23 protein-coding genes and 2 pseudogenes are annotated in these 26,997 nt (G+C 60.0%); 8 read left to right on the top strand and 17 right to left on the bottom strand.

The features are described 5' to 3' along the window. Positions 1–6 precede the first annotated feature (6 nt). The 5 genes from SULPSESMR1_RS01760 to SULPSESMR1_RS01740 all read left to right on the top strand — a co-directional run bounded on the left by SULPSESMR1_RS01760 (position 7) and on the right by SULPSESMR1_RS01740 (position 6,491). Positions 7–669: an ArsR/SmtB family transcription factor gene (locus SULPSESMR1_RS01760; RefSeq protein ID WP_198362835.1), complete on the top strand. Its 663-nt coding sequence runs from the start codon at positions 7–9 to the stop codon at positions 667–669. Positions 670–851: 182 nt separating this feature from the next. Next, on the top strand, positions 852–1,292 hold the full coding sequence (locus SULPSESMR1_RS01755) for a MarR family winged helix-turn-helix transcriptional regulator (protein WP_089419282.1): 441 nt from the start codon (positions 852–854) through the stop codon (positions 1,290–1,292). Beyond that, positions 1,289–2,362, top strand: coding sequence for an efflux RND transporter periplasmic adaptor subunit (locus SULPSESMR1_RS01750; RefSeq protein WP_089419281.1), 1,074 nt, complete (start codon positions 1,289–1,291; stop codon positions 2,360–2,362). The genes SULPSESMR1_RS01755 and SULPSESMR1_RS01750 overlap by 4 nt, the downstream gene beginning before the upstream one ends. Continuing rightward, the gene (locus tag SULPSESMR1_RS01745) at positions 2,359–3,441 is read left to right on the top strand and encodes an efflux RND transporter periplasmic adaptor subunit (RefSeq protein ID WP_089419280.1); all 1,083 of its coding nucleotides are present in this window, start codon (positions 2,359–2,361) and stop codon (positions 3,439–3,441) included. The genes SULPSESMR1_RS01750 and SULPSESMR1_RS01745 overlap by 4 nt, the downstream gene beginning before the upstream one ends. Beyond that, positions 3,438–6,491, top strand: a complete 3,054-nt coding sequence (locus tag SULPSESMR1_RS01740; RefSeq protein ID WP_089419279.1) for an efflux RND transporter permease subunit — start codon at positions 3,438–3,440, stop codon at positions 6,489–6,491. The genes SULPSESMR1_RS01745 and SULPSESMR1_RS01740 overlap by 4 nt, the downstream gene beginning before the upstream one ends. Positions 6,492–6,552: 61 nt before the next feature. On the opposite strand, the gene SULPSESMR1_RS01735 is transcribed toward SULPSESMR1_RS01740, so the two are convergent. After that, positions 6,553–8,742: an NADP-dependent isocitrate dehydrogenase gene (locus SULPSESMR1_RS01735; protein WP_089419278.1), complete on the bottom strand. Its 2,190-nt coding sequence runs from the start codon at positions 8,740–8,742 to the stop codon at positions 6,553–6,555. A 243-nt stretch (positions 8,743–8,985) separates the two neighbouring features. Here SULPSESMR1_RS01735 and SULPSESMR1_RS01730 point away from each other — a divergent pair, with 243 nt between their 5' ends. Next, positions 8,986–9,450, top strand: a complete 465-nt coding sequence (locus SULPSESMR1_RS01730; protein WP_157728954.1) for a hypothetical protein — start codon at positions 8,986–8,988, stop codon at positions 9,448–9,450. Between the two features lie 124 nt (positions 9,451–9,574). On the opposite strand, the gene SULPSESMR1_RS01725 is transcribed toward SULPSESMR1_RS01730, so the two are convergent. From SULPSESMR1_RS01725 to SULPSESMR1_RS01685, 9 genes and pseudogenes are all read right to left on the bottom strand, one after another. Then, on the bottom strand, positions 9,575–9,943 hold the full coding sequence (locus SULPSESMR1_RS01725) for a DUF4168 domain-containing protein (protein WP_089419276.1): 369 nt from the start codon (positions 9,941–9,943) through the stop codon (positions 9,575–9,577). A 42-nt stretch (positions 9,944–9,985) separates the two neighbouring features. Further along, positions 9,986–10,504 (bottom strand): annotated as a pseudogene (locus tag SULPSESMR1_RS01720) (integrase core domain-containing protein); the annotation flags it as partial. 160 nt (positions 10,505–10,664) lie between these two features. Next, the gene (locus tag SULPSESMR1_RS01715; protein WP_089419275.1) at positions 10,665–11,804 is read right to left on the bottom strand and encodes a M20/M25/M40 family metallo-hydrolase; all 1,140 of its coding nucleotides are present in this window, start codon (positions 11,802–11,804) and stop codon (positions 10,665–10,667) included. Between the two features lie 67 nt (positions 11,805–11,871). After that, positions 11,872–13,038 (bottom strand): M20 aminoacylase family protein, encoded by a 1,167-nt coding sequence (locus tag SULPSESMR1_RS01710; protein ID WP_089419274.1) that lies wholly within the window; start codon positions 13,036–13,038, stop codon positions 11,872–11,874. Further along, the gene (locus SULPSESMR1_RS01705; protein ID WP_089419273.1) at positions 13,035–14,720 is read right to left on the bottom strand and encodes an ABC transporter ATP-binding protein; all 1,686 of its coding nucleotides are present in this window, start codon (positions 14,718–14,720) and stop codon (positions 13,035–13,037) included. The genes SULPSESMR1_RS01710 and SULPSESMR1_RS01705 overlap by 4 nt, the downstream gene beginning before the upstream one ends. 3 nt (positions 14,721–14,723) lie before the next feature. Continuing rightward, positions 14,724–15,611 carry an ABC transporter permease gene (locus SULPSESMR1_RS01700; protein ID WP_089419272.1) on the bottom strand — a complete coding sequence of 296 codons (888 nt, stop codon included), beginning with the start codon at positions 15,609–15,611 and terminating at the stop codon, positions 14,724–14,726. A 1-nt stretch (position 15,612) separates the two neighbouring features. After that, positions 15,613–16,554, bottom strand: coding sequence for an ABC transporter permease (locus SULPSESMR1_RS01695; RefSeq protein ID WP_089419271.1), 942 nt, complete (start codon positions 16,552–16,554; stop codon positions 15,613–15,615). Between the two features lie 74 nt (positions 16,555–16,628). After that, positions 16,629–18,236 carry an ABC transporter substrate-binding protein gene (locus SULPSESMR1_RS01690; RefSeq protein WP_089419270.1) on the bottom strand — a complete coding sequence of 536 codons (1,608 nt, stop codon included), beginning with the start codon at positions 18,234–18,236 and terminating at the stop codon, positions 16,629–16,631. Then, a complete protein-coding gene (locus SULPSESMR1_RS01685; RefSeq protein ID WP_089419269.1) occupies positions 18,230–19,816 on the bottom strand; it encodes a M81 family metallopeptidase in 1,587 nt (528 codons plus the stop codon). The genes SULPSESMR1_RS01690 and SULPSESMR1_RS01685 overlap by 7 nt, the downstream gene beginning before the upstream one ends. Positions 19,817–19,939: 123 nt before the next feature. Between SULPSESMR1_RS01685 and SULPSESMR1_RS01680 the strand changes: the two genes are divergently transcribed. After that, positions 19,940–20,749: an IclR family transcriptional regulator gene (locus SULPSESMR1_RS01680; RefSeq protein WP_089419268.1), complete on the top strand. Its 810-nt coding sequence runs from the start codon at positions 19,940–19,942 to the stop codon at positions 20,747–20,749. 230 nt (positions 20,750–20,979) lie between these two features. Here SULPSESMR1_RS01680 and SULPSESMR1_RS01675 read toward each other — a convergent pair whose 3' ends face one another. Together SULPSESMR1_RS01675 and SULPSESMR1_RS25165 are read right to left on the bottom strand one after the other, a co-directional pair. Continuing rightward, positions 20,980–21,501 carry a transposase gene (locus tag SULPSESMR1_RS01675; protein ID WP_240311509.1) on the bottom strand — a complete coding sequence of 174 codons (522 nt, stop codon included), beginning with the start codon at positions 21,499–21,501 and terminating at the stop codon, positions 20,980–20,982. A 94-nt stretch (positions 21,502–21,595) separates the two neighbouring features. Next, positions 21,596–21,697, bottom strand: a pseudogene (locus tag SULPSESMR1_RS25165) (transposase); the annotation flags it as partial. A 548-nt stretch (positions 21,698–22,245) separates the two neighbouring features. Between SULPSESMR1_RS25165 and SULPSESMR1_RS01670 the strand changes: the two are divergent. Next, complete coding sequence (locus SULPSESMR1_RS01670; RefSeq protein WP_157728953.1) at positions 22,246–22,710, top strand: hypothetical protein; 465 nt, start codon at positions 22,246–22,248, stop codon at positions 22,708–22,710. A 124-nt stretch (positions 22,711–22,834) separates the two neighbouring features. Here the strand turns inward: SULPSESMR1_RS01670 and SULPSESMR1_RS01665 are convergent, their stop codons facing one another. The 5 genes from SULPSESMR1_RS01665 to SULPSESMR1_RS01645 form a co-directional block, all read right to left on the bottom strand. After that, positions 22,835–23,092 carry a DUF4168 domain-containing protein gene (locus tag SULPSESMR1_RS01665; protein WP_089419266.1) on the bottom strand — a complete coding sequence of 86 codons (258 nt, stop codon included), beginning with the start codon at positions 23,090–23,092 and terminating at the stop codon, positions 22,835–22,837. 513 nt (positions 23,093–23,605) lie between these two features. After that, positions 23,606–24,193, bottom strand: coding sequence for a PRC-barrel domain-containing protein (locus SULPSESMR1_RS01660; RefSeq protein WP_198362834.1), 588 nt, complete (start codon positions 24,191–24,193; stop codon positions 23,606–23,608). A 195-nt stretch (positions 24,194–24,388) separates the two neighbouring features. Next, on the bottom strand, positions 24,389–25,591 hold the full coding sequence (locus SULPSESMR1_RS01655; protein WP_089419264.1) for an MFS transporter: 1,203 nt from the start codon (positions 25,589–25,591) through the stop codon (positions 24,389–24,391). A 143-nt stretch (positions 25,592–25,734) separates the two neighbouring features. Then, positions 25,735–26,364, bottom strand: a complete 630-nt coding sequence (locus SULPSESMR1_RS01650; RefSeq protein ID WP_089419263.1) for an FMN-binding negative transcriptional regulator — start codon at positions 26,362–26,364, stop codon at positions 25,735–25,737. A 5-nt stretch (positions 26,365–26,369) separates the two neighbouring features. Then, positions 26,370–26,987: a helix-turn-helix domain-containing protein gene (locus SULPSESMR1_RS01645; RefSeq protein ID WP_089419262.1), complete on the bottom strand. Its 618-nt coding sequence runs from the start codon at positions 26,985–26,987 to the stop codon at positions 26,370–26,372. Positions 26,988–26,997: the final 10 nt, after the last annotated feature.

The following is a 26,997-nucleotide window of genomic DNA, read 5'->3' as shown; positions in this document are numbered from 1 at the left end:
CAGCTTGTGTCAATCAGCCCCAAAATGGCCCTTCTCGAAGAGTACGCCCTCGTTGCGCGCGCCCTGTCCGCCCCGGGGCGGCTGATGCTGCTCGAACAATTGGCTCAGGGAGAGCGGGGCGTGGAAGGTCTGGCGGAAAAGACCGGGCTGACCGTCGCCAACTGCTCCCAGCATTTGCAGCAGTTGCGCCGGTCTGGGTTAGTGACCAGCCACCGCGAAGGAAAAGCGGTGATCTACCAGCTGACGGATACGAATACGCTGGAGCTGATGGACCTCTTGCGTTTGCTCGCCGAGCGGAACCTTGCCAAGGTCGAGCAGATACTGCGCGGTCTGTCAGAAGGTGAAGAGGCGCCTAAGCCGGTTAGCCGCGATGAGCTTGCAGCGCGACTTGCCGAAGGTTCCGTGACGGTTCTCGACGTGCGCCCCGCCGACGAATACGCGAGCGCGCACATTCCCGGTGCCCGCAACGCGACGCTGGCCGATCTGGAGCGGATCCTCCCAACGCTCGACCCGACTACGGAAATCGTCGCCTACTGCCGGGGCCCCTACTGCATCTATGCCCATCAGGCGGTGACCGCTTTGCGCAAGCGTGGTTTGGCCGCCCGGCGGCTTGAGGGCGGGTTGCCAGAATGGCGCAAGGACGGACGGAAGGTTGCAACAACCGGCTAAGTACTAAAAAGGCCGCGATAGAGAAGCGGCCATTCAATCATGGGTCTAACAGCGGTCACTTTTCAGGACTTCTGGTAAGATGTGCCATTTACTTCGGGAAAAATATGTTTCATATTCTGAATTAAAATTGCCATGATCGACGTCACCCGCTTCAATCCCCTTCCACCCCGAGGATCGCATAAATGTCGAAAGAGATTTTTCTGTCGACCAGCATCCAGTCGCTGAACACTGCTTTGGACACACGGGTGCAGGCCGTCGAGTTCGAACTTAACCTGCCGCGCCACGACCTGCACATGCTGGTGCGGTTGTCTGATCCCAAACGCATGGGCGCGCTGGCTGATGAAATGCGGGTTCTGCCTTCGACTCTGACCACCATTGCCGACCGGCTTGAACACAGCGGTCTGATCCGGCGCACCCGTGACCCGGAAGACCGCCGCGCATGGTTGTTAGACCTGACTGACGAAGGCCGCGCGTTACGGACCCGTGTCATGGCCACCGCAACCGAAGGTTTCCGTGCACTGACCGGCCTGAACGACGAAGAAATCGAAATCTTTGCAAATTTGATGCAAAAGGTGATGACAAATATGAACGATACTTGTTGCTTTGAAGAGGTGACGCCATGATGCTTCTCACACGTGGCCTTTGCGTCCTGTCACTAGGTGTGGCGCTGGCCCTGACTGCCCCGTGCGCGCAGGCCGAAGAACCGCTGGCGGTCGAACTGTTCACCACCACCCGCAGCGCCCAGACGCTGACCTTTTCGCTGACCGGCGAAGTGGTGGCGCGCAACACGCTCAGCGCATCCTTCCCCGCAGGCGGTCGTATCGCACAACTGCAAGCCGAAGAGGGCGACCACGTCAAACAGGGTGCCGTTCTGGCGCAGATGGACAGCGTGCAACAGGCGCAGGCCTTGCGCGCCGCACAGGCCGGCCTGTCCACCGCCAAGGCAAACCACGCGCAAGCCATCGAAGATCTGAACCGCCAGAACACTTTGCTGGATCGCGGCGCCACCACGCGGATCAGCCGCGACAGCGCCGAAGACGCCCTGCGTATCACCGAGGGCGCGCTGACCCAAGCCAACGCCGAGCTTGATCGCGCGCAAAAGGCGCTGGACGACACGACACTGACCGCCCCGATGGACGCCACGGTGATTGCGCGGCTGGCCGAACCCGGTCAGGTCGTGGGCGCGGCCCAACCGGTTCTGGAACTAGCCTTGGGTGGCAAGATCGACGCAGTCTTTGACGTACCCGAAGTGCTGACAACCACGCCCCACCCCGTCAAGGACATCGACCTTGCCCTGATCGACCACCCCAAGGTGCAGTTCACCGGTAAAGTTCGCGAAATCTCGCCGCTGGTGGACCCTGCAGCAGGCACCGTTGCGATCAAGATCACCATCCCCGACTCTGTGCCGTCCATCACTTATGGCGACGCCATCCGTGGCACCGTGACGCTGACCGACGCACCTCGCATCGCCCTGCCCTATACCGCAATGGCGGCCACGGCGAATGGTCCTGCGGTTTGGGTTGTTGACCCCGATACAATGGCGGTGGCGCTGCGGGCCATCACCGTAGACCGCTACCAGACCGGCTGGATCATCCTGTCGGGCGGGTTGGAGGAAAACGAAGTGGTGGTGGGACGCGGGGCGCAACTGCTCTATCCCGGCCGGATCGTGCGCGCAGTTGGAGACAACCAATGAAAACCGCCCTCGTCCTGACGCTGTTGGCAAATCTCGCGGCCCCCGTGCTGGCCGGGGAAACCGCAACACCCGCGCAACCGACCCCGCGTCCTGTGGTGTCGGAAATCGTGGACACCACAGCAGGCTACCGCAGCCGCTTTGTGGGGATCGTGGCCGCGCGTGCCGAAACCGATCTTGGGTTTTTGCTGGCAAGCACCATCGCCGAACGCCCGGTGGAAACCGGCGATCTGGTCAGCAAAGGGGATGTTCTGGCGCGACTTGATCCCGAAGATCTGGACACCAACGTGCGCGCCGCCGAAGCAGGTGTGCAAGTGGCCACAGCCCAATTGCGCGCGGCCCGCGATGCCGAGAACCGCGCCCGCACCTTGTTGAACAGCGGTACAGATAGCGCCACGCGTCTCGAAGATGCAGAACGCGCCCTGACCGCAGCACTTGCCACCGTCGAGCAGGCCCGCGCTGCATTGGCACAGGCCCGCGACATGCGCAGCTTTGCAACCCTGACTGCCCCCCAAGACGGCGTGATCACCCGAACCAACGCCGAAGCGGGCGCCTCTGTTACCTCGGGTCAGGCGGTTGTGGTGCTGGCTGGCACCGAAATGCGCGAGATCACGCTGGATGTGGTGGAACGGGACGCCGCAGCGCTAAACGAGGGCTTGATGTTCGACGCCACACTGGCCGCGAACCCCGCTGTCACCGCCAAGGCAACCCTGCGGCGCATTGATCCGGTGGCCGCATCCTCGACCCGCACGCGCCGTGTCCACCTGACCCTGCAAGACCCGCCCGAAGGCTTTCGGCTGGGTGCGCTGGTACATGTCAGTCTGGCCGCCACCGCCAACCCTGACATCACCCTTGACCACGACGCCGTACTTGACCCAGACGGCTTGCCCGCCGTTTGGGTGGTACAGCGCGACGCTGGTGGCCAGACCGGCACAGTGCACCGCAAGGCTGTCACATTGGGGGCGCAATTCGGGCCTCGTGTGCGCATCACCGAAGGCATCGCAGCAGGTGACGAAGTCATCACCAAAGGTATCCATTCTCTTGAGGAGGGCCAGATCGTTGGCCCCGGCGTGTCCCAATGAACCGTTTCAACCTGTCCGACTGGGCGCTGCAACACCGCTCGTTTGTGTGGTTCCTGATGATCGTATCGATCGTTGCCGGAACGATGGCCTATTTCAGCATCGGCCGCGAGGAAGACCCCAACTTTGCCATCAAAACAATGGTCATCGCCTCGTCCCTGCCCGGTGCCGATGTGGAAGAGACGCGCACCCAAGTCACCGACCGGATCGAGAAAAAGCTGGAGGATCTGGCCGAGCTTGATTTTACCCGTTCGATCACCCGCCCAGGCGAAGCGATTGTCTATGTGAACCTGCGAGACACCGTGCGCGGCGACACGTTGCCCCAGACATGGCAAAAGGTCCGCAACATGATGAACGACATCCGCGGGGAATTTCCCGACGGATTCTCGGGTTTCGCTTTCAACGACGACTTTGGCGATGTGTTTGGCAACCTTTACGCGTTCACCTCTGACGGGTTCAGCCCGCGCGAGGTGCGCGATTATGTCGAACGGACCCGCCGCGCGATCCAGCAACTGGACGATTCCGGCAAGATCAACATTTTCGGCACCCGCGACGAAGTGGTCTATATGGAGTATTCCACCGAACGACTGGCCGCGCTGGGGTTGAACCAGCAGGCGGTGCAGGCCACGCTGGCGGCACAAAACGCGATCCTGCCCAGCGGCGTGATCGACGCGGGCCCCGAGCGGGTGATGGTGCGGATCGGCGGGCAGTTCACCGACGCCGGCAGCCTTGAGGATATCAATCTGCGCGTCGATGGCCGGTTTTTCCGGTTGACCGATGTGGCAGACATTCGCCGTGGGTACGAAGACCCGCCGTCAGAATTGTTCCGCTACAATGGCCAAGAGGCGATCGGTCTGGCCGTGGGCATGCGTGCGGGTGCCAATATCGTCGACTTCGGTGCCGAACTGGAACAGGTCATCGCACAGGTGCAGACCGACCTGCCCGTGGGCGTCGAAATTCATCAGGTCGCCGACCAGCCCCACGTGGTGGACGAGGCCGTGGGCCACTTTATTCAAGCCCTGATCGAAGCGGTTCTTATCGTTCTTGCGGTCAGCTTTGTCAGCCTGGGCATGCGCGCGGGCTTTGTCGTGACGTTGACCATTCCACTGGTTCTGGCGATCACATTTATCATCATGGATTATCTCGGCTTCACCCTTCAGCGAATTTCGCTGGGGGCGCTGATCATTGCACTGGGTCTGCTGGTGGACGACGCGATGATTGCCATCGAGACGATGATTTCGCGGCTTGAAAAGGGCGAAAGCCTGACAAAATCGGCATCCTATGCGTGGACCTCGATTGCCTTTCCGATGCTGTCGGGCACGCTGGTCACCGTCGCCGGTTTCATTCCCATCGGGCTGAACTCGTCCTCGGCGGGGGAATTTACGTTTTCTCTGTTTGTCGTGATCGCCGTTTCGCTGCTGGTCAGCTGGGTGGTTGCGGTCCTGTTCGCGCCGCTGCTTGGGGTCACCTTTCTGCCCGCCAAATGGAAACACCACAATCAAGAACCGGGCCGTGTCCGGTCCAGCTTTCACCGCATCCTGCGCGCGGCCATGCGGTTTCGCTGGGTGACCATCGGGGTGACGGTTGTGACCTTTGCCCTGTCGGTCTGGGGGCTGGGATCGGTCGAGAACCAGTTTTTCCCCAGCTCGGACCGTCCTGAACTGATCGTAGACATGACCCTGCCGCAAAACGCGTCAATCTCTGAAACCAAGTCGCAGGTTGAACGGCTGGAGACCCTTCTGGAAGATGACGAAAACGTTCTGTTCCAGACGTCTTATATCGGGCGCGGTGCACCACGGTTCATTCTGGCTTATGACGTGCTGACGCCGGGGCCGAACACCGCGCAAATCGTGATCCAGACACCGTCCGTTGCGTCACGCGACGCCCTGCGTGCCCGCATCGAGACCGAGGCCGCCGACAGCTTTCCCGGCACCGACGTCTTTGTGAAGCTGCTGGAAGTGGGCCCGCCCGTCGGCCGCCCTGTGCAATACCGTTTGAGCGGCCCAGAGATCAGCCACGTCCGCGATCTGGCCCGTGAACTGGCGGCTGTTGTATCCTCTGATCCGCGCACCAAAAGCACTGTAATGGACTGGAACGAACCGGCGCGCGTGGTGCGCGTGAACCTACTGCAAGACAAAGCGCGTCAGTTGGGTATTTCGTCCAGCGACATCGCGGCGGCGCTGAATGCAGTCTATGACGGCACGCGGGTGACGCAACTGCGCGATGCAGCCTATCTGATCGACATCATCGGACGCGGCGACGACACATCACGCCAGTCGGTCGAGGCGCTGAAGGAATTGCAACTGAACATTCCAAGTGGCGTGACCATTCCCCTGCAATCGGTTGCGACCTTTGAATATGGCACTGAACAGCCTGTATTGTATCAACGGGGCCGGATGCCCACCGTTACGGTCATGGCGTCGATTTCCACCGATGACCAGCCTGCCACGGTGGTCAACGATCTGGTGGATCAGGTCGCGGAATTCCGGGACAAACTGCCCTACGGCTATGCCGTCGAGGTTGGTGGATCGGTTGAATCCAGCGCTGAAAGCCAAGGGCCAATTGCAACGGTCGTGCCGTTGATGATGCTGATCATGCTGGTGCTGATCATGATCCAGATGCAAAGCTTTCGCTTGGGGTTTGTGGTGCTTTGTGCCGCCCCGCTGGGTCTGATCGGTGTTGTGGCAGCGCTGTTGCTGTCGGGTGCGCCACTGGGGTTCGTGGCCATTCTGGGTGTGCTGGCATTGGTCGGCATCCTGATCCGCAACTCGATCATTCTGGTACACGAGATCGAAGTGCTACGTAAGAAGGGCCGCACCGCTTGGGCTGCAGTGTTCGAGGCCAGCGACAGCCGCGCCCGTCCGATCCTGCTGACGGCAGCGGCGGCCAGTCTTGCGCTGATCCCGATCTCGCGCCAGATTTTCTGGGGCCCGATGGCCTATGCGATGATGGGCGGGATTATCGTCGGCACGATCATCACGCTGCTCTTCGTGCCTGCGCTGTATCTTGCTGTGTTTCGCGTCGAACCGGACACCGCGGACACACAGGGTTGACCCAAAAACGGCCCCCGCGTGATGCAGGGGCCGTTGATTGCAACATGGAAATCGGAGCTGCCTAGCCGATGATGTCGTTCAGTGTTTTCGACGGACGCATTACTGTTGCGGTTTTGGCCTCGTCCGCGTGGTAATAGCCGCCCAGATCGGCAGGTGCGCCTTGAACGGCTGCCAACTCGGCAAGGATCTGCGCTTCGCCCGTGGCCAGCGCTTTGGCGATCGGGGCAAAATGCGCAGCAAGCTCGGCATCGTCGCTCTGTGACGCCAATGCTTCGGCCCAATAACGGGCGAACCAATAGTGGCTGTCGCGGTTGTCCGGCTCGCCGACCTTGCGCGATGGCGAACGGCCGTGGTCCAGAATGCCTTGCGTCGCGGCGTCAACCGCCTGCCCCAGAATACGGGCCTTTTCGTTGCCTTTGCTGTCCGCAAGGAACGTCAGACTTTCCCCCAAGGCGCAGAATTCACCCAAGCTGTCCCAACGCAGGTGGTTTTCCTCTTGCAGCTGCTGAACGTGCTTGGGGGCCGAACCGCCCGCGCCGGTTTCAAACAAACCGCCGCCGTTCATCAGTTTGACGATCGACAGCATTTTAGCCGAAGTCGCCAGTTCAAGGATGGGAAACAGATCGGTCAGATAGTCGCGCAGCACATTGCCGGTGATGGCAATCGTGTTCTTGCCCTCGGTGATGATCTCAAGCGACGCGCGGGTGGCTTCGCGCGGTGCCATGATCTTGAATTTGTCGGCCACGCCCTTGGCTTCAAGGATCGGCTTGACGTAGGCGATCAGCTCCGCGTCGTGGGCGCGCCCCGCGTCCAGCCAAAAAATCGCACTGCACGCCTCGGCTTTTTGACGGTCTATGGCCAGATTCACCCAGTCTTCGATCGGCGCCTTGCGCGCCGAAGCAGACCGCCAGATGTCGCCTGCTTCGACCTTGTGCTCGTGCAGGACACTGCCGTCTTCGAGGATCATCTTGACGGTGCCCGCTTCGGGGATCTCGAATGTGGTCGGGTGCGAGCCGTATTCTTCAGCCTTTTGCGCCATCAGGCCCACGTTCTGAACTGTGCCCGCGGTTGCGGGGCTCAGCTTGCCATTCTCTTTGAAGAACTTGATCGATTCATCATAAACTGGCGCATAGGAATTGTCGGGGATCACGCAGTTGGTGTCCGCTTCCTTGCCATCGGGGCCCCAACCCTTGCCGCCTGCGCGGATCAGTGCAGGCATCGACGCGTCGATGATCACGTCGGACGAGACGTGCAGGTTGGTGATGCCTTTGTCAGAGTTGACCATATACATCGGCGGGCGCGCGGACATGCAGGCGTCGATGTCCGCCGTGATTTCAGCATTGTCTTTCACGCGCGCCAACAGGTCACCCAGACCGGAGTTCGGGTTTACACCCAAGTCGTTCATCGCATCCCCGTGCTTTTCGAACACAGGCGCCAGAAACGCTTTGACGGCGTGGCCAAAGATGATCGGGTCCGAAACCTTCATCATTGTGGCCTTCATGTGCAGCGAAAACAGCGTGCCATCGGCCTTGGTTTTCTCGATCTCGTCCTCAAGAAAGCTTTGCAGTGCAGCGGCGCTCATGAATGTGGCGTCGACAACCGTGCCTGCGGGATAGGAAACGCCGTCTTTCAGAACGGTTTCGCCCGCATCTGTAACCAGCACGATCTTGGCAGTTGTGTCTTTGTCCAGCGTGGCCGAGCGTTCATTCGAGAAAAAATCGCCGCCTGACATGGCTGAAACATGGGTTTTGCTGTCAGCCACCCAGTCGCCCATGCGGTGCGGATTGCTCTGGGCAAAGCTTTTCACAGCTTTGGCCGCGCGGCGGTCCGAGTTACCTTCGCGCAGGACCGGGTTCACAGCCGACCCCTTGATGGTGTCATATTTGGCGCGCACTTCTTTCTCGGCGTCGCTCTTGGGCGCCTCGGGATAATCGGGCAGTGCAAAACCCTGCGACTGAAGCTCTTTGATGGCGGCCACAAGCTGTGGCACCGACGCAGAAATGTTCGGCAGCTTGATGACATTCGCATCGGCGGTCTTAACCAGACGGCCCAGCTCGGCCAGATCATCGGACTGGCGCTGGTCTTCTTTCAGATGCTCGGGGAACGTGGCAAGGATTCGGCCAGCAAGGCTGATGTCCTTGGTGCCAACGGTCACACCCGCCGCTGCGGCAAATTTCTGAATAATCGGAAGGAAAGAAGCAGAAGCCAGTTCGGGTGCTTCGTCAACTTTGGTGTAAATGATATCGGGCATGGGGCGCTCCTTGAGAGGGGATTTTCCTTTTCATAGCTGACCCGTTTGCCAAGGTCGACAGTATACCTTTGCATACAGAGATTAGTTTGCGGACAATGCAGAATCTTTATGCGACGTGTTAAGACGCATTCGGAGTTGATGGGGTAGAGCCCCCGATGGCATCGTAAGGTCCGATGGAACCTTGGAGCACATTACGAGGAGATTGCAAAATCCGGCAAGCAGCCTAGTTTCCTCGGCATGATAATGAACCCTCACCTTACGGTCCCCGCCGCGCCCGTGTGCGCATTCTTTAATTTTATCTTCCAGCAACTGGATTGGAGATGGCTGAAAGGAACTCTGCGCAATATCGCGGTTGCCGCCTGTCTGGTGTTGCCGCTGGCGATGACCCTGCAAGCAGATGAACCCAGGCCAAACTGGCTGCCGGAGGCGATAGAATTGCCCGCCGACAATGATGTGCTGATGGATCGGTCCATCGGGTCTTCGCTGCGGATGTTCTCGTTCAGCACCGAACACAACACCAAAACCTTGCTTGAAGATTGGGAAGAAGCGTTGCGCCTGGCTGGTTACAGCATCAACCAGACAAAGGGCGATGTCCTTGAAACAGCAATCGAATTTTCAGGTCAGGGGATCAACAACGCCAAGATTGTCGTTGCACCGGCAAGTGCCGACGGTCGGTCAACAATCGAAATTGATGCCACATTGCAATAAGAGGCATCCATGAATTCGTCCAAATTCTCTGATTGACGAAACCAGATCTGACTTGCGCAGAATGAAAACGCCCACCAGCCCAAAAGGCACGGTGGGCGTCGAACATTTTACCGGAAATATCGGATCACTTTTCCAGCTTTTCCACGATCACGGCTGACACGTCAGGATCATTCTGCGCGATGGTCATGATTTCGACATAGCGGGCCACATCAATGCCCGAAGTCGCGTCCACGGCTGCAGCCTTTTTGATCTGAGCTTCTTCCTCCAAAGTCTGGATCTCGGCCGCATCCGACGTTTGCTGGATCTGTGCCACGTATTCTTGATCGATCGCCTGAACTTCCTTGAAAGCAACGACAAAGGCATCGACCTCGCTACTGGGCACCTCTGCAACAGGGGGTGCGGATTGCTGGGTTTGTGCAACGACGGCAATCGGTGCCGTGCCGGCCATCACCCCGACAAGCGCCAGTGTGCTTACATATTTGTACAGTTTCATGATTGTAAGGTGCGGTTACTCGCGAGACTTCTCTTCTGTTGATTATAGCTTTTCTCTGAGAGCTTCGTAAGGTGTCTTTCCGTTGTGCGCGCCGTGCGGCCTGTGGAAGTTGTAGAAGCGCTCCCATTCGTCCAGTTTGGCTTCGAGATCGACATCGCCTTTGTAGCTAAGCAGCTGATAGAATTCCTGCCCGTCAGAGCGGTGCGACCGTTCTACCTTGCCGTTGAGTTGGGGCGTGCCTCGTTTGATGTAAGCATGGCGGATACCGAGATCTTCGACGTGCCAATGGAACGTCGCTTGGAACTCATGGCCATTGTCGGTCCTGATTTCCCGGATGCGGAACGGAAACTTTTCAATAATATGGTCGACGAAGTCGATTGCATTGGCCTGTATGTGTCGTTCGTAAACCTTTAGCGCGCGAACCCGCGTGGCATCATCAACGGCCGTATATTGAAAGCGGCGCACCTTCTCTCCTTGTTTGCCTTTGAAAGTCAGAAACTTAACGTCCATCTGGATGTGGTGCCCAGGAACCTGCTTCTGATAACGCTTGGCGTGGACTTCACAGGTTCCAGCACGCCGAAAACGAAATCGCATCGCCACCCGTGCGCAGCACTTCGGCCACGGCCTCGGCGGCCTGCCGGTGCTAGGCGATCACGAAGGCCCGGTCGGTTTTACCACAAGCTTGTGAGCCCGCATGCTACGCAACAGGGCACCTGACATCTCAGGCCCCCAACCGGCAATACAGGGCCGCCGCCAGCTTGGCCCGTTCCACCAGGCTGTCCACTTCGATATGCTCCTTGAGAGTGTGCAACCCCTTGCCCCGCACACCGATGGAATCAAGCGTCGGAAGGCCCAGAAAGCCGGTAAAGTTGCCGTCCGATCCGCCGCCCGCCGAACTGCCGGTCAGTTCAAACCCGATCTCGCGCCCGATCTCTTGGGCAAGGGTCAGCATCGCCATCGTGCCGGGCTGATCGGGTTCCCACACCGGGCGGGTCACGCCACGGGTCACTTCCATGATCACATCACCCGCATCCGAGTTCAGCGCCAGCATTCGGCCCACGCCTTCGTCCAGCTGCTCCTGGGTCTTGGCCATCGACAGGACTTCGGCATCACAGACGGACGACACACAGTTCACCCATTGCCCTGCGTTGAACACCCCCAGCGAAAAGGTGCAACCTTCGGTCGTCATGCCTTCGATCACCGCCACATGCTTGGCCATCTCGGCAATGGCCGACCGCCCCTCCGCCAGCGCCCAGCCTGCATGAGACGGCTTGCCGCGCGTTTGCAGATTGAAACGCGCGATGGCGTAGCGCCCGATGACAGCGCCCCCGTCAGGCCGCGCAGGTTCGGGGACAAGGATGAACTGATGGCGTTTTGCCTCGGCCTCGATCAACTCGCGCGTCGACGGTGTGCCGACCTCCTCGTCCGGGGTGAACAGAACCGTCACCGGCAGCGGCGTTTCTATTCCCGCGGCCAGAAGTTTGCGCAGCGCATCCAGATAGACATAGTTGCCGCCCTTCATGTCCATCAGACCGGGGCCGTAACAGATGCCACCTTCGCGCTTGAACGGCAGCTGTTTCAGCGTGCCCACCGGATGCACCGTGTCCATATGGCCCAACAGCAGGATACCGCCCTGCCCCGCCTTTGGATGGGGCATCGTCGCGCGCACACTATCGCCGAACCCCATGCGGCCCGGAATACGCTCGACCCGCGCGCCCAGAGCGGCAAGCTCGTGCTGCACCACATCCATCATGCGGTTCACCGCCGCCGCATCAAACGTCGGGCTTTCGGTTTCGATCCAGGGCTTCAACCCCGCCAGCATTTCGTCAGCGTCAAAAGGCAGATCAAGTGGGTTGGTCATTTCGAGGTTCTCCGGTCCGGCTGCGATCCGCCGGTTTTGGTTTCATATATATTTTTAAGGGGGTGCCTCAGGCTTTGGGCAAACGGGTCTCGACGATCCGCGCATAGATCGACGCACCGACGGGCAGGATCGCGTCATCCAGTACGAACGCCGGATTGTGCAGCGGGATGCTGCCCGCATGGCCGACACGGCAATAGGCGCCCGGAACCACCTTCAGCATATCGGCAAAGTCCTCGGATCCGGTGGCCTGTTCGGTCGATTCCGAAGCCATGTCAGTGCCCACCACATCCGCAGCCGCCGCCAGATAGGCAGTGGTCAGATCCGGGTCGTTCATCAGCACGTCAAAGACATTGCGCAGCGCGACCTCGATCTCGACACCGTAAGCCTGCGCCATCCCCGCGCAAAGGTCGCGCATTCGCGCCTCGGCCATATGAATCACGTCATCGTGGAAATAGCGGATCGTGCCCGCAATCGTCGCCGTCCCCGGCACTACGTTATAGGCAGAACCGGAATTGAACTTCGTGACGGACAGCACCAGCGGCTTCGTCGGCGGGGCATTGCGGCTGACCACCGACTGCAGCTGCTGCACCAGCGCTGTGCCGATCACAATCGGGTCTTGCGACTGGTGCGGCATTGCGGCGTGGCTGCCGGTGCCCTTGATCGTGATGTCAAAGAAACTGGCCCCCGCCATCGCGGCCCCAGGCGTCACGCTGACCACACCGGGTTCTGAATTCGGATCATTGTGCATCCCGTAAATTTCGTCGCAGGGGAACTTGTCGAACAGCCCCTCCTCGATCATCCGGCGCGCGCCGCCCAAGCCTTCTTCGGCGGGCTGGAAGATCAGCACCACGGTCCCGTCAAACTCGCGCGTTTCCGCCAGATACCGGGCCGCCCCCAGCAGCATCGTCGTGTGCCCGTCATGGCCACAGGCGTGCATCCGCCCCGGATTGGTCGAGGTAAAAGCAACCCCCGACGCTTCCTCGATCGGCAGCGCGTCCATATCGGCGCGCAACCCGACACGGCGGTTGCCGCCCCCCTGCCCTCTGATCAGCCCGACAACACCCGTACCGCCCAGTCCCTCATGCACCTCGTCCACACCATAGGCCCGCAGCTTGTCCGCAACGATACCCGAAGTGCGAACCTCCTCGAACCCCAGCTCGGGGTGGGCGTGAAAATCCTGCCGGATGGCAGTCAGCTCGTCGGCAAATGCCTCGATTTTGGGAATGACGCTCATGTGGTGGCTCCTTGTCTTGGATGCGCGAGTTCTAGCGCGCGGAAATTGGCAAAGTCCCATTGGCGGCCCGGTGCTGCCTCGATCAGGTTGCGTGTGTAGTCGTGGCGCGGATCGGCCAGCACCTGCGCCGCAGGCCCGTGTTCAACCACAAGCCCCTTCTGCATCACCAATACCTCGTCGCAAATCTGCGCCGCGACGCGCAAATCGTGGGTGATGAACAACATCGCAACACCGAACCGCTCCTGAATGTCGTCCAGCAGGTCCAGCACCTGGGCCTGCACGCTGACGTCCAGTGCCGACACCGCCTCGTCCGCGACCAGCACGTCGGGTTTCATTGCAACCGCGCGCGCAATGGCGATGCGTTGGCGCTGGCCACCTGAAAACTGGTGCGGATAGCGGTCCAGCGCGTCGCGCGGCAAATCCACCAGTTCCATCAACTCGGCTGCCTTGGCCATCGCCTCGTCCTTCGGGGTGCCGAAGTTGATCGGCCCTTCGCACAGACTCCGCGCCACGGTCCAGCGCGGGTTCAGCGAACGGTAGGGGTCCTGAAACACGATCTGGAAATGCTTGCGATGGGGCTGCAACTGGCGCCGTCCCAGCTGCGCGATCTCGGTGCCCGCCACTGTGACCTTGCCCTCCGTGGGATCAATCAGCCGCATGATGCAGCGTGCGACAGTGGACTTGCCCGATCCACTTTCGCCCACGATGCCCAAGGTCTGCCCCGGACGGATCGTGAAATTCACGTCCTGCGCGGCCTTGACCCCTTCGGATTTGCGAAAGAACCCGCTGCCGCCATAGGTCATGTCCAGCCCCTGCACGGAGATCACCTCCTGTGCCGTGGTCGCCGCGCGCGCCGCCCGCGGTGCAAGGTTGGGCACGGCGCGCAGGAGCTTTTTGGTATAATCCTCCTGCGGATCGGTCAGCAGGTCGCGGATCGGCGCACGTTCGACGATGCGGCCGTGCTGCATCACGCTGACCGTATCCGCAATCTCGGCGACCACGCCCATGTCATGGGTGATGAACAGCACGGCAGTGCCCTGACGTTCCTGCATTTCGGAAATCAGCTTGAGGATCTGCAACTGTGTCGTCACGTCCAGCGCGGTCGTCGGCTCATCCGCAATCAAAAGGTCCGGGTCCAGGATCAGCGCCATGGCGATCATGATGCGCTGGCGCTGGCCGCCCGACAACTGATGCGGGAACGCCTGGTAGATGCGCTGAACATCCGGTAAATGCACCTGCTCCATCATGTCGAGCGTGCGCTTCTTCGTCTCGGCCTGGCTCAGATCAGTGTGCATGTTCAGCACCTCCTCGATCTGTTCACCCACGCGCAGCACCGGATTCAGCGCTGTCATCGGCTCCTGAAAGATCATGGCGATCTTGCGCGCTCGCAACTCGCGCATCTGCGACGCGCTGGCCGCAGTGATTTCGACACCCTCAAGCGCGATCAGCCCGCCCTGCACCTCGAGCGCGTCCTTGGGCAGCAGACCCATCACAGCGAGTGAAGTCACGGATTTGCCAGACCCGGATTCGCCCACAAGGCAGTGGGTTTCGCCCGCCCGAATGTCCAGATCGATGCCGTCCAGCACCGGTTCGGCATCGGGTCGGCCCGTCAGCCCGACCTTGAGCTTGCGGATCTTCAACACCCTTCCGGCCTGCGAAAAGTCGCGTGACTTGAACTCCATAGCTTATCCCTCGCGCTTTTTCATGCGTGGATCCAACAGATCGCGCGCGGTGTCGCCCAACAGGTTGATCGCCAGGATGCACAGTGACAGCATCAGCCCGGGCCAGAAGATCAGGCCCGGCTTGATCTGAAAATACGTCCGCCCCTCGGCCATGATGTTACCCCATGTGGGAATCTCGGTCGAAACACCCGCACCCAGGAAACTCAGGATCGCCTCGATCAGGATGGCCGAGGCGCAAATATACGTTCCTTGCACGATCAGCGGCGCGAATGTGTTGGGCATCAGGTGCTGGATCAGGATCTTGGGCATGGACGAACCCAGCGCGATCGCCGCCTCGACATACGGCTCTTCGCGCGCGGACAGGATGACCGAGCGCACCAGACGCACCACGCGCGGCACCTCGGGTACGGTAATGGCGATGATCACCGACGTCAGGCTAGGCCCGTTCAGCGCAACCAGCGCGATGGCCAGCAGGATCGCCGGAATCGCCATAAGGCTGTCCATGATCCGCATGATCACGCCGTCGGCGGCGCGAAAGAACCCGGCAACCAGCCCGATCATCAGGCCGATGGCCACGCTGACCGCAGCCGCCCCGATCCCGATCAGGAGCGAGACACGCCCACCCACCATCACCCGGCTGAAGGTGTCGCGTCCGTAAGGGTCAGTGCCCAGCAAATGCGCGGACGACGACGCTTGCAGCCGCGATGTCGCGTCCATCGCAAGCGGATCATAGGGCACATATAGCGGCGCCAGCACCGAGGCCAGCACGATGGCCACCAAGATAACTGCGGCGATTATCGGGCCTGCGCCGATGCGCGCCCCGGCGGGCAGGGAAAACAGGCCGGTCAGCACCTGGAACGCGCTGTGGCGGGATGTGGGGATCTCTGTCATGTCAGTATCGGATCCTCGGATCAAAGAAGGAATAGGACACGTCGACCAGCAGGTTGACAAAGACGTAGATGCCCGCAGTCAGCAGGATCATCGCCTGGATCACCGGATAGTCGCGCGCCAGAATGGCATCGACGGTCAGCCGCCCGATGCCGGGAATGTTGAACACCGATTCCGTCACCACCACGCCCGAGATCAACAGCGCGAAACCGGTGCCGATGATCGTCAGGATCGGCACAGCGGCATTGCGCAGCGCGTGACGGAACAGCACCACGTTTTCGCGCACACCCTTGGCGCGGGCAGTGCGGATGTAATCCTCGCCCAGCACCTCGAGCATCGAGGCCCGCGTCATCCGCGCGATCAGCGCGATGTAGATCGTGGCCAGCGTCAGCGATGGCAGGATGGCGCGGGAAAAGAACGGCCCAATGCCGTCCGAGGGCGCGCGATACCCCTGCACCGGCACCCAGCGAAGTTCGATCGCGAATATCTGGATCAGGATATAACCGATAACGAAGACCGGCACCGAAAAGCCCAGCACCGAAAATGACATCACGAGGAAATCAACCCAGGTGCGGTGGCGCCAGGCGGCGATCACCCCCATTGGCACGGCCAGCGCGACGGAAATTACGATGGTCATCAGCGCGATGTTGATGGTCGGCCCCAGACGGTCAACCAGCATGCCCGAAACCGAGGTGTTGGAAATCAGCGACGTGCCCAGATCACCGCGCAGCAGCTGGCCCATCCATCGCATGAACTGGACGATCAGCGGATCGTTCAGGCCCAGCCGCTCGCGAATGCGATCAAGCTGGGCAGGCGTTGCGGAATCGCCCGCCAGGATCGCCGCCGGATCGCCCGGCGTCAGGCGCAGGAGCAAAAAGACGAAAACGGCGACGATGACCATCACCGGGATCGTGGCGACAATCCGTTTGAGGATATAGACGAACATGCGCGGAACTCTCCTGGATCAAGGCAGGCGGCGGGCAGGAATGGGGGCGCAATTGCTGCGCCCCCCGGAGCCGATCACTCGGCCTCTTTGGTCATGTTCCAGAACACCGGAACCGGCGACGGGATCATGTTCTGGATCGTGTTCCGGCGCGCCTGCGGGATGATGTATTCCCCCATCATGATGTAGTTGACGTTGTCCATGACGTGTTCCTGGATCTTCATGGCCACTTCTTTCTGGGCGTCCGCGCCATCGGCGGCAACGAATTCGGCGCGCAGATCCTCGATCTCGGGATCGGTCGGCCAGCCGAACCAGGCGTCATCGCCGCGCCCGTTGACCATCACGTTGATCAGCGGGTCCGACACTTCGGGCACCATCCAGTTGGTAAAGAACATGTTCCAGCCGCCTTCTCCCGGCGCGCTTTGCTGGGCGCGGCGCTGCACGACCGATTGCCAGTCCATGGATTGCAGGTCCACCTCAAAGCCCGCCTGGCGGAGTGCCTGGGCCGCGACGACCGGCTGGTTAATCAGGCTGACCACATCAGTGGGCGCCATCAGCACGACGGGCGTCCCGTCATACCCGGCCTCCTCCAGCAAGGCGCGCGCCGCTTCGGGATCGGCACCGCCGGTCAGGGGTTCGGATCCTTCCTCGGACCCCAGCGGAGTGGAGCAACCAAAGATCGCACCGCAGACGTTGTAGTATTCGGGATCACCCTGCATCGTCGCCAGCATGGATTCCTGATCCAGCGCCGCCATCGCCGCCTGGCGTACCAGTTTGTTGTCGAACGGCGGGTGCAGGAAGTTTGGCCGCCCGATGGTCACATAACCCAGTTCGTCACGCTTTTCGACTGTGACATCCGGGTTACCCTCGATGATTGGCATGAGGTCGATCTGCACCTGCTCGAGGTAGTCGATCTCTCCCGCCGACAGGGCATTCAGCGCGGTCAGCGCGTCGGGCATCGTGGTCCAGACCACCCGGTCCACGTTCACCATCTTGCCGCCTGCCATCCAGGACGCCGGTTCGTCGCGCGGCACATAATCGTCGAATTTTTCGTAAGTGACGTTCACGCCGGGTTCGTATTCGGCCTCGTTGAACACGAATGGTCCCGAGCCGACGTATTCCGTGATCGTCTCGTCCGCCGAAGTTTCGGCGACCCGCGCGGGCATGATGAAGGGCGGTACGGCAGATTGCTTGGAAATCACGTCCAGCAGCGGTGCGAACGGCTCGCTCAGGGTCCAGACCACGGTCTTGTCGTCGGGCGCCTCGAGGCTGGCCGTGCGGTCGAATATCAGCTGTCCGCCCGAATCCTTCTGACCCCAGCGGCTCAGCGACGCGACCACATCGGCACCCGTCACCGGCGCGCCGTCGTGAAAGACCAGACCGTCGCGCAGGGTAAAGGTGTAGGTCAGCCCATCTTCGGACACCTCCCAGTCGGCCATCTGCGGCTGGGGTGCGAAATTCTCGTCCACAGCCGTCAGCACGTCATAGATCATATAGCCGTGGTTGCGTGTAATATGCGCGGTGGTGATCACCGGGTCCAGCACACGCAGACCCGAGTGCATCACGGCGGTGATGGTGGTTTCCTCTTGCGCGGCCAGCGCTCCGGGAGCGATCAGCGCCGATCCGGTCAGCAGCGCCGCCGCCAGCCCGCGGGTGGTTCCAAGTGCGGATTTCAAGTTCAGCATATCAGTTTCCTCTGTTGGGTGTCAGTTTGATCGTGTTGTTGGACCGCGGCAGAGGGTCCGCCGGGATCGGGGCGCGCCGCATCGACACGCGCGGCTCCAAAGGATGGGCCGTTGGGCGACAGCCGCAAACCCGCGCGCAGCCGCGTGAACGGCAGGTCGGCAGGGTCGAACGGCATCGGGCCGGGGCTGCGCGCCACAAGGATTTCGCGCGCGATCGGCGCGAAATCGGCCCGAAAATGGGTCGAGCTCTTTACAACAAGGATCGCCTGATCCTCTGGCACGACACCGGCGAAACGGAACATGGCACGATCCGCCATCTGCGCAATGCGGCTGGTGATCACGACACGCACACCACCGATACGCAAACAGGCCGAGACGCCAAGATCCAACATCGTGCCGCCATAATAGGGGCCCGTCGCGTGCAGCCTGCCATCGGACAAAGTCTCGACCACGGCATCGACTTCGACCGGGGCATCATCTGGCAGGCCCGGATGGCCACCGATGCGGAACCGGGCAGTCGCGCCCCTCCCCGCGTGGTGCGCCTGCGCCGCCGCAGCAGGGTCAACAATCAGCCCGATTGCCGCCCCTTGGGTATCTGCGTCGATCAGCGCGCGCAGCAAACCAGTGGTGGCGGAAACGCCCCCCGCGCCGGGATTGTCCTGCGTGTCAGCGATCACCACGGGGCCACTTCCCGCCCCATTCGCCAGCCGCATCGCGGTGGCCACAGCCTCGGGTCCAGAGAACGTCACGTTGTCGAAACCGGCCTCGGCAGCCATGTAGGCAGCGGCGATGGCATCGGCGGCGCGATCGGCCTCCGCCTGCGTTTCACCGTAAGCCACTGCGGTCGGTCCGCAATCGGCAATATCCGCCGCCGGAAAGCCCATGAACAGCGACGCGCTGATGACATCTTGGTGCGCCAGCCCGGCGTAAAGCCCGCGCGCCGGTTCCATGTCGGTGGTCTGGAACGGGATGGGCACAAGGTAAGACATGCATCGGAACGCCCGCGCCGGACGGGTGCCGGTGGTCATCATGCGATCCAGCAAGCGCGCCGCCGACGCTCCGGTGTCGGCCATGTCAACATGCGGATAGGTACGGAACCCCACCAGTCCGTCCACCTGCGCGACGAACCCGGCCGAGATATTGCCATGCAGGTCCAGCGCCGCCGTTACCGGCACGTCCGGTCCCACCACGTCGCGCACCCGGCGCGCGATCTCGCCCTCACCGTCGTCCAGATGCTCGGCCACCATTGCGCCGTGCAGATCCAGGAACACACCGTCCAGCGGCAGGGCCGCGCGCAGCCCGGTGATGATTTCTTCTGCGATGGTCTCGAAAGCGTCGCGGGTCACATGAGCCGACGGGATCGCCGCCGTCCAAAGAATAGGTACAACATCCCAACCCAATTCGCGTGCCACATCCAGCGCGCCGACCATGCCCAAATTCACGCCCTTCAATGCCGACATCATGTCGTGTCCGCGCACCATCGGAACATAGCCGCCGCCGAACTGGAACGCCGCAAGATCCGCTCGCACTGGGGCGAACGTATTGGTTTCGTGCAGAAAACCGGCAACGGCAACTCTCAATCGAGACTCCTTAATGGTTGTGCGCAACCGTGATCGCAAAGGCTTTGTATCGACAGGCGATACATCTATAGCGTATAGTAAGCGTATTGACCCCTATCGAGATTCGTCAAGCAAAGGTTTCCCATGCCAAGTATTCTTCGCGCAGATCCGCCGGAGGCGATCAATTCTCAGGCAAAAGACGACCGTCTGTTCGTTCGCGCCGCCGGGCGAGCAATGCTGGTTCTGGGCGCGTTTCACCAAGCCGGTGGCCCACTCAGCCTGACCGAGATTGCGACACGCGCCAACATCGACCGCTCTGCCGCGCAGCGGCTGGTACACACGCTGATGACGCTGGGCTATATCCGGCGCAGTGCAGACGACCGCGGCTATCTGCCCGGCCTGCGCCTTCTGGATCACACACTGGACCTGCTGCGGTTGGACCCGGTGGTGCAAAAGGCGACTCCGGTGCTGCTGGAGTTGCGCAAGACGATCCGCGAACGGGTGGATTTCAGCCTGTATGACGAAACTCGACTGATCTATGCCCTGCGGATGCAGTCCAAGCGCGAAACGTTCTATGCCACGCTGGTCGGTCACAGCGTACCGACCTATTGTACCGCTGGCGGGCGCGCGGTCCTGTCTGCCCTACCCGAACCCGAGGCGCGCACCATCCTCGCCCGCAGCCTGCTTCATCCCTACACCGCGCACACGCAGACCGACCCAGAGGCGGTGATGGAAGCCATTGCACAGGCCCGTAGAGACGGCTTTGCCATGGTGGTTGATGAATTTGTGCTGGGCGAGATTGCCATCGGCATCGCCATCACCCGCCGCGACGGTCGCCCCTTGGGTGCGATCCATGTAGCCGGGTCGCAGTCCGAATGGACCCCCGACGACTTTATCCGCCAAGCCGCCCCGGTCGCGATCGAGGCCGGGCGCGCGATCACGGACAGCCTCTGACCGCACGCGCGAGGCCCGTCAGCGCGCTTATTTGCAGGCGTTGTATCATTGCTTTGATGTCAACTTTGGGCAGAATCCCGAAGGCAGATTCAAAATGAACATCTGGGGTCAGGGACGGTCGCATAATTCACCAACGACGTTTATCTCAATTCCGCAATGGCGAGATCTACGAACACGATACATAAGATTGCCCAAAACCAGCCGAACCCCATTCCGAACCCATACCATAATCATTCATCACTTCTCTCTCCTGATCTGCACGGGAGGTGACCTTTGCGAAAGTCCACAAGCTGCGTCGAGACCAGGACCGGCACGCGGTTTGACGGGAACATCATGGCCGCGCCCCCGATTGCCCGCACGATCTCGGCAATCCGATCAGAACTGCTGGTGCCTTCAAGCCGGATTATCACGCGACCTATCGCAATCTCGATGGATCCAGGGGACGACCCGTCAGGCTTTGCGGGCTGCCCCGGCAACAGCTGGCACATGCGCACCGCCGCCATCCGGCACCACGATCGACGCAAAACAGAAGCTGTCATCTTCAAACGCAGGCAAACTAACCGGCCAAGGCGTGCCCGACTGCGCCATTCCGATAAATGGTTCGCCCGAAGCCCATACCGCGCTGCAACTGCATTCACAGTCACACTCGGCTGCAAACTCTCAGCCACGATCCGTGCCTTGATCTCATCCGTCCAACGCCGCGGCCCGTTGGTCCTTATGTCCACCCCGTAGTCCTGGAGAAACTCCCCCATAGTCGCCATCGCGAAACTCCTGCACCGATATACATCGGGCACGGCATCGCAGGTCAGACAATCGGATAGAAGGTGAGGACCAGCGACCGCTTACGCTCATCCCGTGCTCGCGGCACAACTCAGCCGCCGACAGTCCGCCTTCAGCTGGCCGCAGGATCGCGATGATCTGCGCCTCAGTATATCTGCTTGTCTTTATTCAGAATCTCTTCGCTCATCTTGCCGAGAAAATTCTACTTATGCAGCCCCTTACTTTCGGGGGGTACCCATCGCAATGTCTTTCGTTATCTCAATTTATCACTAATCCCAGTATAGTATCTTGCGTACCGTTCCAAAGACCGCAAACGGCGAGCCGCGCCGTCGATCTTCAGCTCAGTCCGCGAGGGGCGGACCGGCTGCACTCAGCCGACCTTGAAAGCACATGCCGATGGGCGGCTTCTGGAATTTTACCGTGCTGGCCAAGGCATCCGATCGTCAAAGATCAAGCGCACATAGGCGGGATACCGCAACGCCCCCGGTTGTCCCAGAGTTGCGTTGTGTCAGTACATGCCGAACTTTGGTCAATCATCATAAAAATAAAGGGTTCCATCCTAAATCGACAGAGCCGGTGATCATTTATCACCACGCGACAGCGACGTGGATCGCAGCCAACGGGACGTCTGATCGCACCAGATTGCCCGCCGGTGTTTCGCTAAGTGACATTTGATTGCAAAATCCGGCAAGCAGCCTAGTTTCCTCGGCATGATAATGAACCCTCACCTTACGGTCCCCGCCGCGCCCGTGTGCGCATTCTTTAATTTTATCTTCCAGCAGCTGGATTGGAGATGGCTGAAAGGAACTCTGCGCAATATCGCGGTTGCCGCCTGTCTGGTGTTGCCGCTGGCGATGACCCTGCAAGCAGATGAACCCAGGCCAAACTGGCTGCCGGAGGCGATAGAATTGCCCGCCGACAATGATGTGCTGATGGATCGGTCCATCGGGTCTTCGCTGCGGATGTTCTCGTTCAGCACCGAACACAACACCGAAACCTTGCTTGAGGATTGGGAAGAAGCGTTGCGCCTGGCTGGTTACAGCATCAACCAGACAAAGGGCGATGTCCTTGAAACAGCAATCGAATTTTCAGGTCAGGGGATCAACAACGCCAAGATTGTCGTTGCACCGGCAAGTGCCGACGGTCGGTCAACAATCGAAATTGATGCCACATTGCAATAAGAGGCATCCATGAATTCGTCCAAATTCTCTGATTGACGAAACCAGATCTGACTTGCGCAGAATGAAAACGCCCACCAGCCCAAAAGGCACGGTGGGCGTCGAACATTTTACCGGAAATATCGGATCACTTTTCCAGCTTTTCCACGATCACGGCTGATACGTCAGGATCATTCTGTGCGATGGTCATGATTTCGACATAGCGGGCCACATCAATGCCCGAAGTCGCGTCCACGGCTGCAGCCTTTTTGATCTGAGCTTCTTCCTCCAAAGTCTGGATCTCGGCCGCATCCGACGTTTGCTGGATCTGTGCCACGTATTCTTGATCGATCGCCTGAACTTCCTTAAAAGCAACGACAAAGGAATCGACCTCGCTACTGGTCACCTCTGCAACAGGGGGTGCGGATTGCTAGGTTTGTGCAACGACGGCAATCGGTGCCGTGCCGGCCATCACCCCGACAAGCGCCAGTGTGCTTACATATTTGTGCAGTTTCATGATATCTCTCCGTCTGTTTCGGTTTCCAACCGGACAAGTTCTGCTCGGTTGCCAGACAGCTATTGCGAGGACCGGACTGCTGCAAATAGCTGGGCATAAACTTGCTGGAGCGCGAAAGCGATCGGCATCAACCCGCGTAAGCGGCCTGTGTTAAGATGAAGACAGTGCTTTTCCTAAACGGATACCAGCGGCCAAATTCAGAATGGCCGACACGAGATAATCTTAAGCCCCCGATCCACCGACCTGCACACAGATAGCCGTTGAGGGGCTTTTGCTGGTTTGACCAGCCACCCTCGAAATGGCGGTCTAACCCTACGAGCGGCGGCCAAACAATGTGTGCAGGTTGCCAGATAACTGCTATCAGGCTGGATCGAGATTTACCTCCTACGGTATCAGCAACAATCAGTTACCGGCGGTCGTGCCAGAGTCAATCGTGCCGGTACCAGTCGTACCCATTCCAGAATCTGCTCCAGTCCCGGTAGTCATATTAGGATCAGCAGGGGGAAGTCGTTCCTGATCACGGTAGCTATATTCAGGTGCAGCTTCGGCTTGTTCAATTGTGATGCCAAGTCTCACATCGTTGGCATCGTAATTCAATTCAAGCTCGGACCAATCAACTGCAATTTCCTTTGAACCGATTCCAAGGAACCCGCCAACAGAAATGATGGCAGCATTCACCGATCCATCTTCCTTATCAATAATCATATCTTCGATGTAGCCTATTCTCGCACCGTCCGGCGTAAGAACGCGCGCACCGAGAACCCAGTCCCCTCGGACTTCCACGCGCTGTTGCTCCTTAACGATCACGTCTCCGGAACTCTGCGCGAACGCCCCTTGGACCAATAGCGGAGCCGCAATAGCGGCAATAACTGTAGTTCTAAGCATCTTGTTTCCTTTCCGTTCTTTGGTGAGAATTTTACGAGAAAGAATACGGGGTTGCTTTCTCAAAAAGACTTTGGCCACCAAGGTTGCAATGAAAAACCAACGCAAGTGAGTGTTTCGTGTTCCTTATCCACAAACGGAATAGGCAAACTTTTGCCAGTTCCAAACTAATGTAATTTATGTCTGACGTCAGCACCTGTGGGACAGATTTGCCGGGTTTGAGCGCCGGAGGGTTTCTGGTTCATCGTAGCCTTTGAGGAGCGAAGATGAACAAGAAGCCCGAAACATCAGCTGACAAGCTGGTCAAGAATAACCTTCGTGGCGCGCCGGATCGACGAAGCCTACATAAAGAGTAACGGCTAACATTGATCCGGCGATCACGATCAACGCGACTTCCAAAGATATTGCTGTCAACACGGCGCTCGTGAAAATAACTCCAACCGAATAAGAGGTACGAAGGAGAGCAAACACCTCTGGTCGCTTCTCTGGTGGAGCAAGCCTGTCCAGGATAAGCGCATAGTAGGTTCCCAGTGGGGCCAGCACCAGACCTATGATGATGGCGCCGATTATGGTGACAGCCAGGGAAACGCCCAAGGCCACCAAGCCCATCCCGAATGTCATGATGGACAACTGGGCGAACACGGCTTTTCGGCTCGATAAACGGTTCCTGATGCTGATCCAGATGCCACCGGCAACGGAAGCCAAACACAGGGGCACCGTGAAAAGAATTGCGAGCGCGGGTTCGTAATCGAACTTCAAGGCGAGTGCGACGGCTCCGATTTCAATAGCGGCTACGGTTGCGCCCGCCGTCCCTGCACAGGTGAGCCACAGCAAAATGGCAGGGGTCAAAATCGATCCGCTGACCTGCAAGGTATCATCCGCCGATTTTGCGTCTACCTGAGGGATCAGGAAAGCTGGTGTCCCCCCGACGATCGCCAGTACCACTATCGCAAAAACCGGAGAGATTGTGCCGAGCCCCGAAGCAACTACCGGTCCAAGAACGAAAGTCACCTCATTCAGGGTGGCGGCAATGCCCTGCGCGCGGGGCAGTTTCGATTCTGTCGTCAGATGGTTGAGCAAGGAGCGCAGGTATCCGTAGGCCGCTCCGTTGACCAGCCCGGCAATGGCGGCGGAAGCGATGAGCCAGGCAAATGAAACCTCAAAATACGCACAGAGGGCGATTGCGATGAGGGCCAATGTTCGGAAGATAACCAGCAATTTCAGAAAGGTTGCTGCGGAACACTTCTTTCCAAGACGGGTGATCGGAACCGCGCCAACTACTTGGGCCAGGGTCATCGCAAGGATCATCGCGGCACCACCTCTGGCATCGCCAATCGCACTCAATGCTACAAGGGAGAACGCCACAGGACTTGCTGCTTGTGGGACAGCCAGTGCTGCGGACGATATAAACCAACGAAGTAGAGCCCCGCGGCCAGGGCGCTCCGCAGAGGCCGGATACGCCGCAGCGCTAATTGCGGCAATAATATCCGGCATCGTTTTCTCCATTCATCGTCATTGTGGTGTCGTTTGTGCTCACTCAAGTTAACGAGAACAAAATCGAAACAAGCTTCCGGAAGCCAATATCGACAGGTCGGGCAATGAAGCGACCGCCTCGCCCGCATGGATTGCCAGGGTCTCGATCGGCATCCTCAATCCTCCAGATTGCCATAGCGCCGCACCACTGCGGCCATGTCGGGATGCGCCTCGGCCAAGCCTTGCGCCACGCCCGCGCGGTCAGCCTCTGGTCGGTTCTGGCTGACCTTCCACTTGCCCTCGATCTGGCGGATGTCGATCTCGATCCCGACGATCCCGCGCAGTTGAGACTCGATATAAGGGCGGGGTGCATCCGAAACCTCCCACGGTTCGGCGCGGGCCGCCTCATGCCGATCGGTCAGCGCGGCGATCTGGGTATCGAGCCAGGCCTGATCATCCCGTACTTGCGCGGTCCCCCGCGCCTGCACCATGACGTAATTCCATGTCGGCACGACCTTGCCCGTCTCGCGCTTGGTCTCATAGAAGGCTGGCGTGACGTACGTCAGCGGCCCCTGAAACACGACCAGCACATCCTGGCCATGCAGCCCCCGCCATTGCGGGTTCGCCCGCGCGAGATGCACCTGCAACCGGCCGAATTCCCCCTCACGCCGTTGCAACAGAAACGGCAGACCATTGGCCAGCAACCCGTCGGTGCCGGTCGAGATCAACAGGCCAAAGGGATGCATCTCGATCAGGTCGTGCTGAACCTCAAGCCGGTCTTCGCGGTGGTGGGCGGGCTGATACATCGGGTCTATTCCTTGGGCGGTTCGTGAACGGTCATGGAGAACCGGACCGGTTCATTGGCGGGGTTGGCATAGGCATGGGGGCGGTCGGTCAGCGCGATGGCCGACATTCCGGCAGCGATCAGATGGGTGGTGCCATCGACTTCCAGCACAAGACTGCCCTCGGTCACGTGCAAAAGCTCACGGGTGCCGCGGCCATGCACCGCCGCCTCGAAACGCTCGTTGGGCATGAGAATCCAGTCCCAGATCTCCAGCATGTCCGGGCCTGTCGTCCCGGCCAGAAGCACCGCGGCACCCCCCTCGGGGCCTGTCCACAGCCGCCGCGCCTGCGCCCCGCTCACCAGTGTCACAGCCTGCGCCCCGACGCCGGGCGGAGCGACAAGATCGGCCACCGAAACCTCCAGCGCGGCAGCAAGCCGACATAAGGTAGAGATGCTTGGATTTGCCCGCTGCTGCTCAATCTGCACAAGCGTGCCCTTGCTGACCCCCGCCAGTTGGGAAAGCGCATCGAAAGACAGCTTCTTTTCCCTCCGCAAAGACCCAATGCGCTCCGCCACCAAGGCAGCGATGGCCGCTTCTTGCGCGGTTGCGGTATCATTCCGGGGTGAGGTTGTGGATTCGGTCATTATGATCGCA

It is taken from the genome of Pseudosulfitobacter pseudonitzschiae, from assembly GCF_002222635.1.
Lineage (GTDB): Bacteria > Pseudomonadota > Alphaproteobacteria > Rhodobacterales > Rhodobacteraceae > Pseudosulfitobacter > Pseudosulfitobacter pseudonitzschiae_A.
This window is presented reverse-complemented; position numbering and strand designations above follow the sequence as displayed.

What these genes read in the sequence shown, in the direction of transcription:
- SULPSESMR1_RS01755 (WP_089419282.1), top strand. Translation starts at nt 852, where the DNA reads ATGTCGAAAGAGATTTTTCTGTCGACCAGCATCCAGTCGCTGAACACT.
- SULPSESMR1_RS01750 (WP_089419281.1), top strand. Translation starts at nt 1,289, where the DNA reads ATGATGCTTCTCACACGTGGCCTTTGCGTCCTGTCACTAGGTGTGGCG.
- SULPSESMR1_RS01745 (WP_089419280.1), top strand. Translation starts at nt 2,359, where the DNA reads ATGAAAACCGCCCTCGTCCTGACGCTGTTGGCAAATCTCGCGGCCCCC.
- SULPSESMR1_RS01740 (WP_089419279.1), top strand. Translation starts at nt 3,438, where the DNA reads ATGAACCGTTTCAACCTGTCCGACTGGGCGCTGCAACACCGCTCGTTT.
- SULPSESMR1_RS01735 (WP_089419278.1), bottom strand. Translation starts at nt 8,742, where the DNA reads ATGCCCGATATCATTTACACCAAAGTTGACGAAGCACCCGAACTGGCT.
- SULPSESMR1_RS01730 (WP_157728954.1), top strand. Translation starts at nt 8,986, where the DNA reads ATGAACCCTCACCTTACGGTCCCCGCCGCGCCCGTGTGCGCATTCTTT.
- SULPSESMR1_RS01725 (WP_089419276.1), bottom strand. Translation starts at nt 9,943, where the DNA reads ATGAAACTGTACAAATATGTAAGCACACTGGCGCTTGTCGGGGTGATG.
- SULPSESMR1_RS01715 (WP_089419275.1), bottom strand. Translation starts at nt 11,804, where the DNA reads ATGACCAACCCACTTGATCTGCCTTTTGACGCTGACGAAATGCTGGCG.
- SULPSESMR1_RS01710 (WP_089419274.1), bottom strand. Translation starts at nt 13,038, where the DNA reads ATGAGCGTCATTCCCAAAATCGAGGCATTTGCCGACGAGCTGACTGCC.
- SULPSESMR1_RS01705 (WP_089419273.1), bottom strand. Translation starts at nt 14,720, where the DNA reads ATGGAGTTCAAGTCACGCGACTTTTCGCAGGCCGGAAGGGTGTTGAAG.
- SULPSESMR1_RS01700 (WP_089419272.1), bottom strand. Translation starts at nt 15,611, where the DNA reads ATGACAGAGATCCCCACATCCCGCCACAGCGCGTTCCAGGTGCTGACC.
- SULPSESMR1_RS01695 (WP_089419271.1), bottom strand. Translation starts at nt 16,554, where the DNA reads ATGTTCGTCTATATCCTCAAACGGATTGTCGCCACGATCCCGGTGATG.
- SULPSESMR1_RS01690 (WP_089419270.1), bottom strand. Translation starts at nt 18,236, where the DNA reads ATGCTGAACTTGAAATCCGCACTTGGAACCACCCGCGGGCTGGCGGCG.
- SULPSESMR1_RS01680 (WP_089419268.1), top strand. Translation starts at nt 19,940, where the DNA reads ATGCCAAGTATTCTTCGCGCAGATCCGCCGGAGGCGATCAATTCTCAG.
- SULPSESMR1_RS01675 (WP_240311509.1), bottom strand. Translation starts at nt 21,501, where the DNA reads ATGGGGGAGTTTCTCCAGGACTACGGGGTGGACATAAGGACCAACGGG.
- SULPSESMR1_RS01670 (WP_157728953.1), top strand. Translation starts at nt 22,246, where the DNA reads ATGAACCCTCACCTTACGGTCCCCGCCGCGCCCGTGTGCGCATTCTTT.
- SULPSESMR1_RS01655 (WP_089419264.1), bottom strand. Translation starts at nt 25,591, where the DNA reads ATGGAGAAAACGATGCCGGATATTATTGCCGCAATTAGCGCTGCGGCG.
- SULPSESMR1_RS01650 (WP_089419263.1), bottom strand. Translation starts at nt 26,364, where the DNA reads ATGTATCAGCCCGCCCACCACCGCGAAGACCGGCTTGAGGTTCAGCAC.
- SULPSESMR1_RS01645 (WP_089419262.1), bottom strand. Translation starts at nt 26,987, where the DNA reads ATGACCGAATCCACAACCTCACCCCGGAATGATACCGCAACCGCGCAA.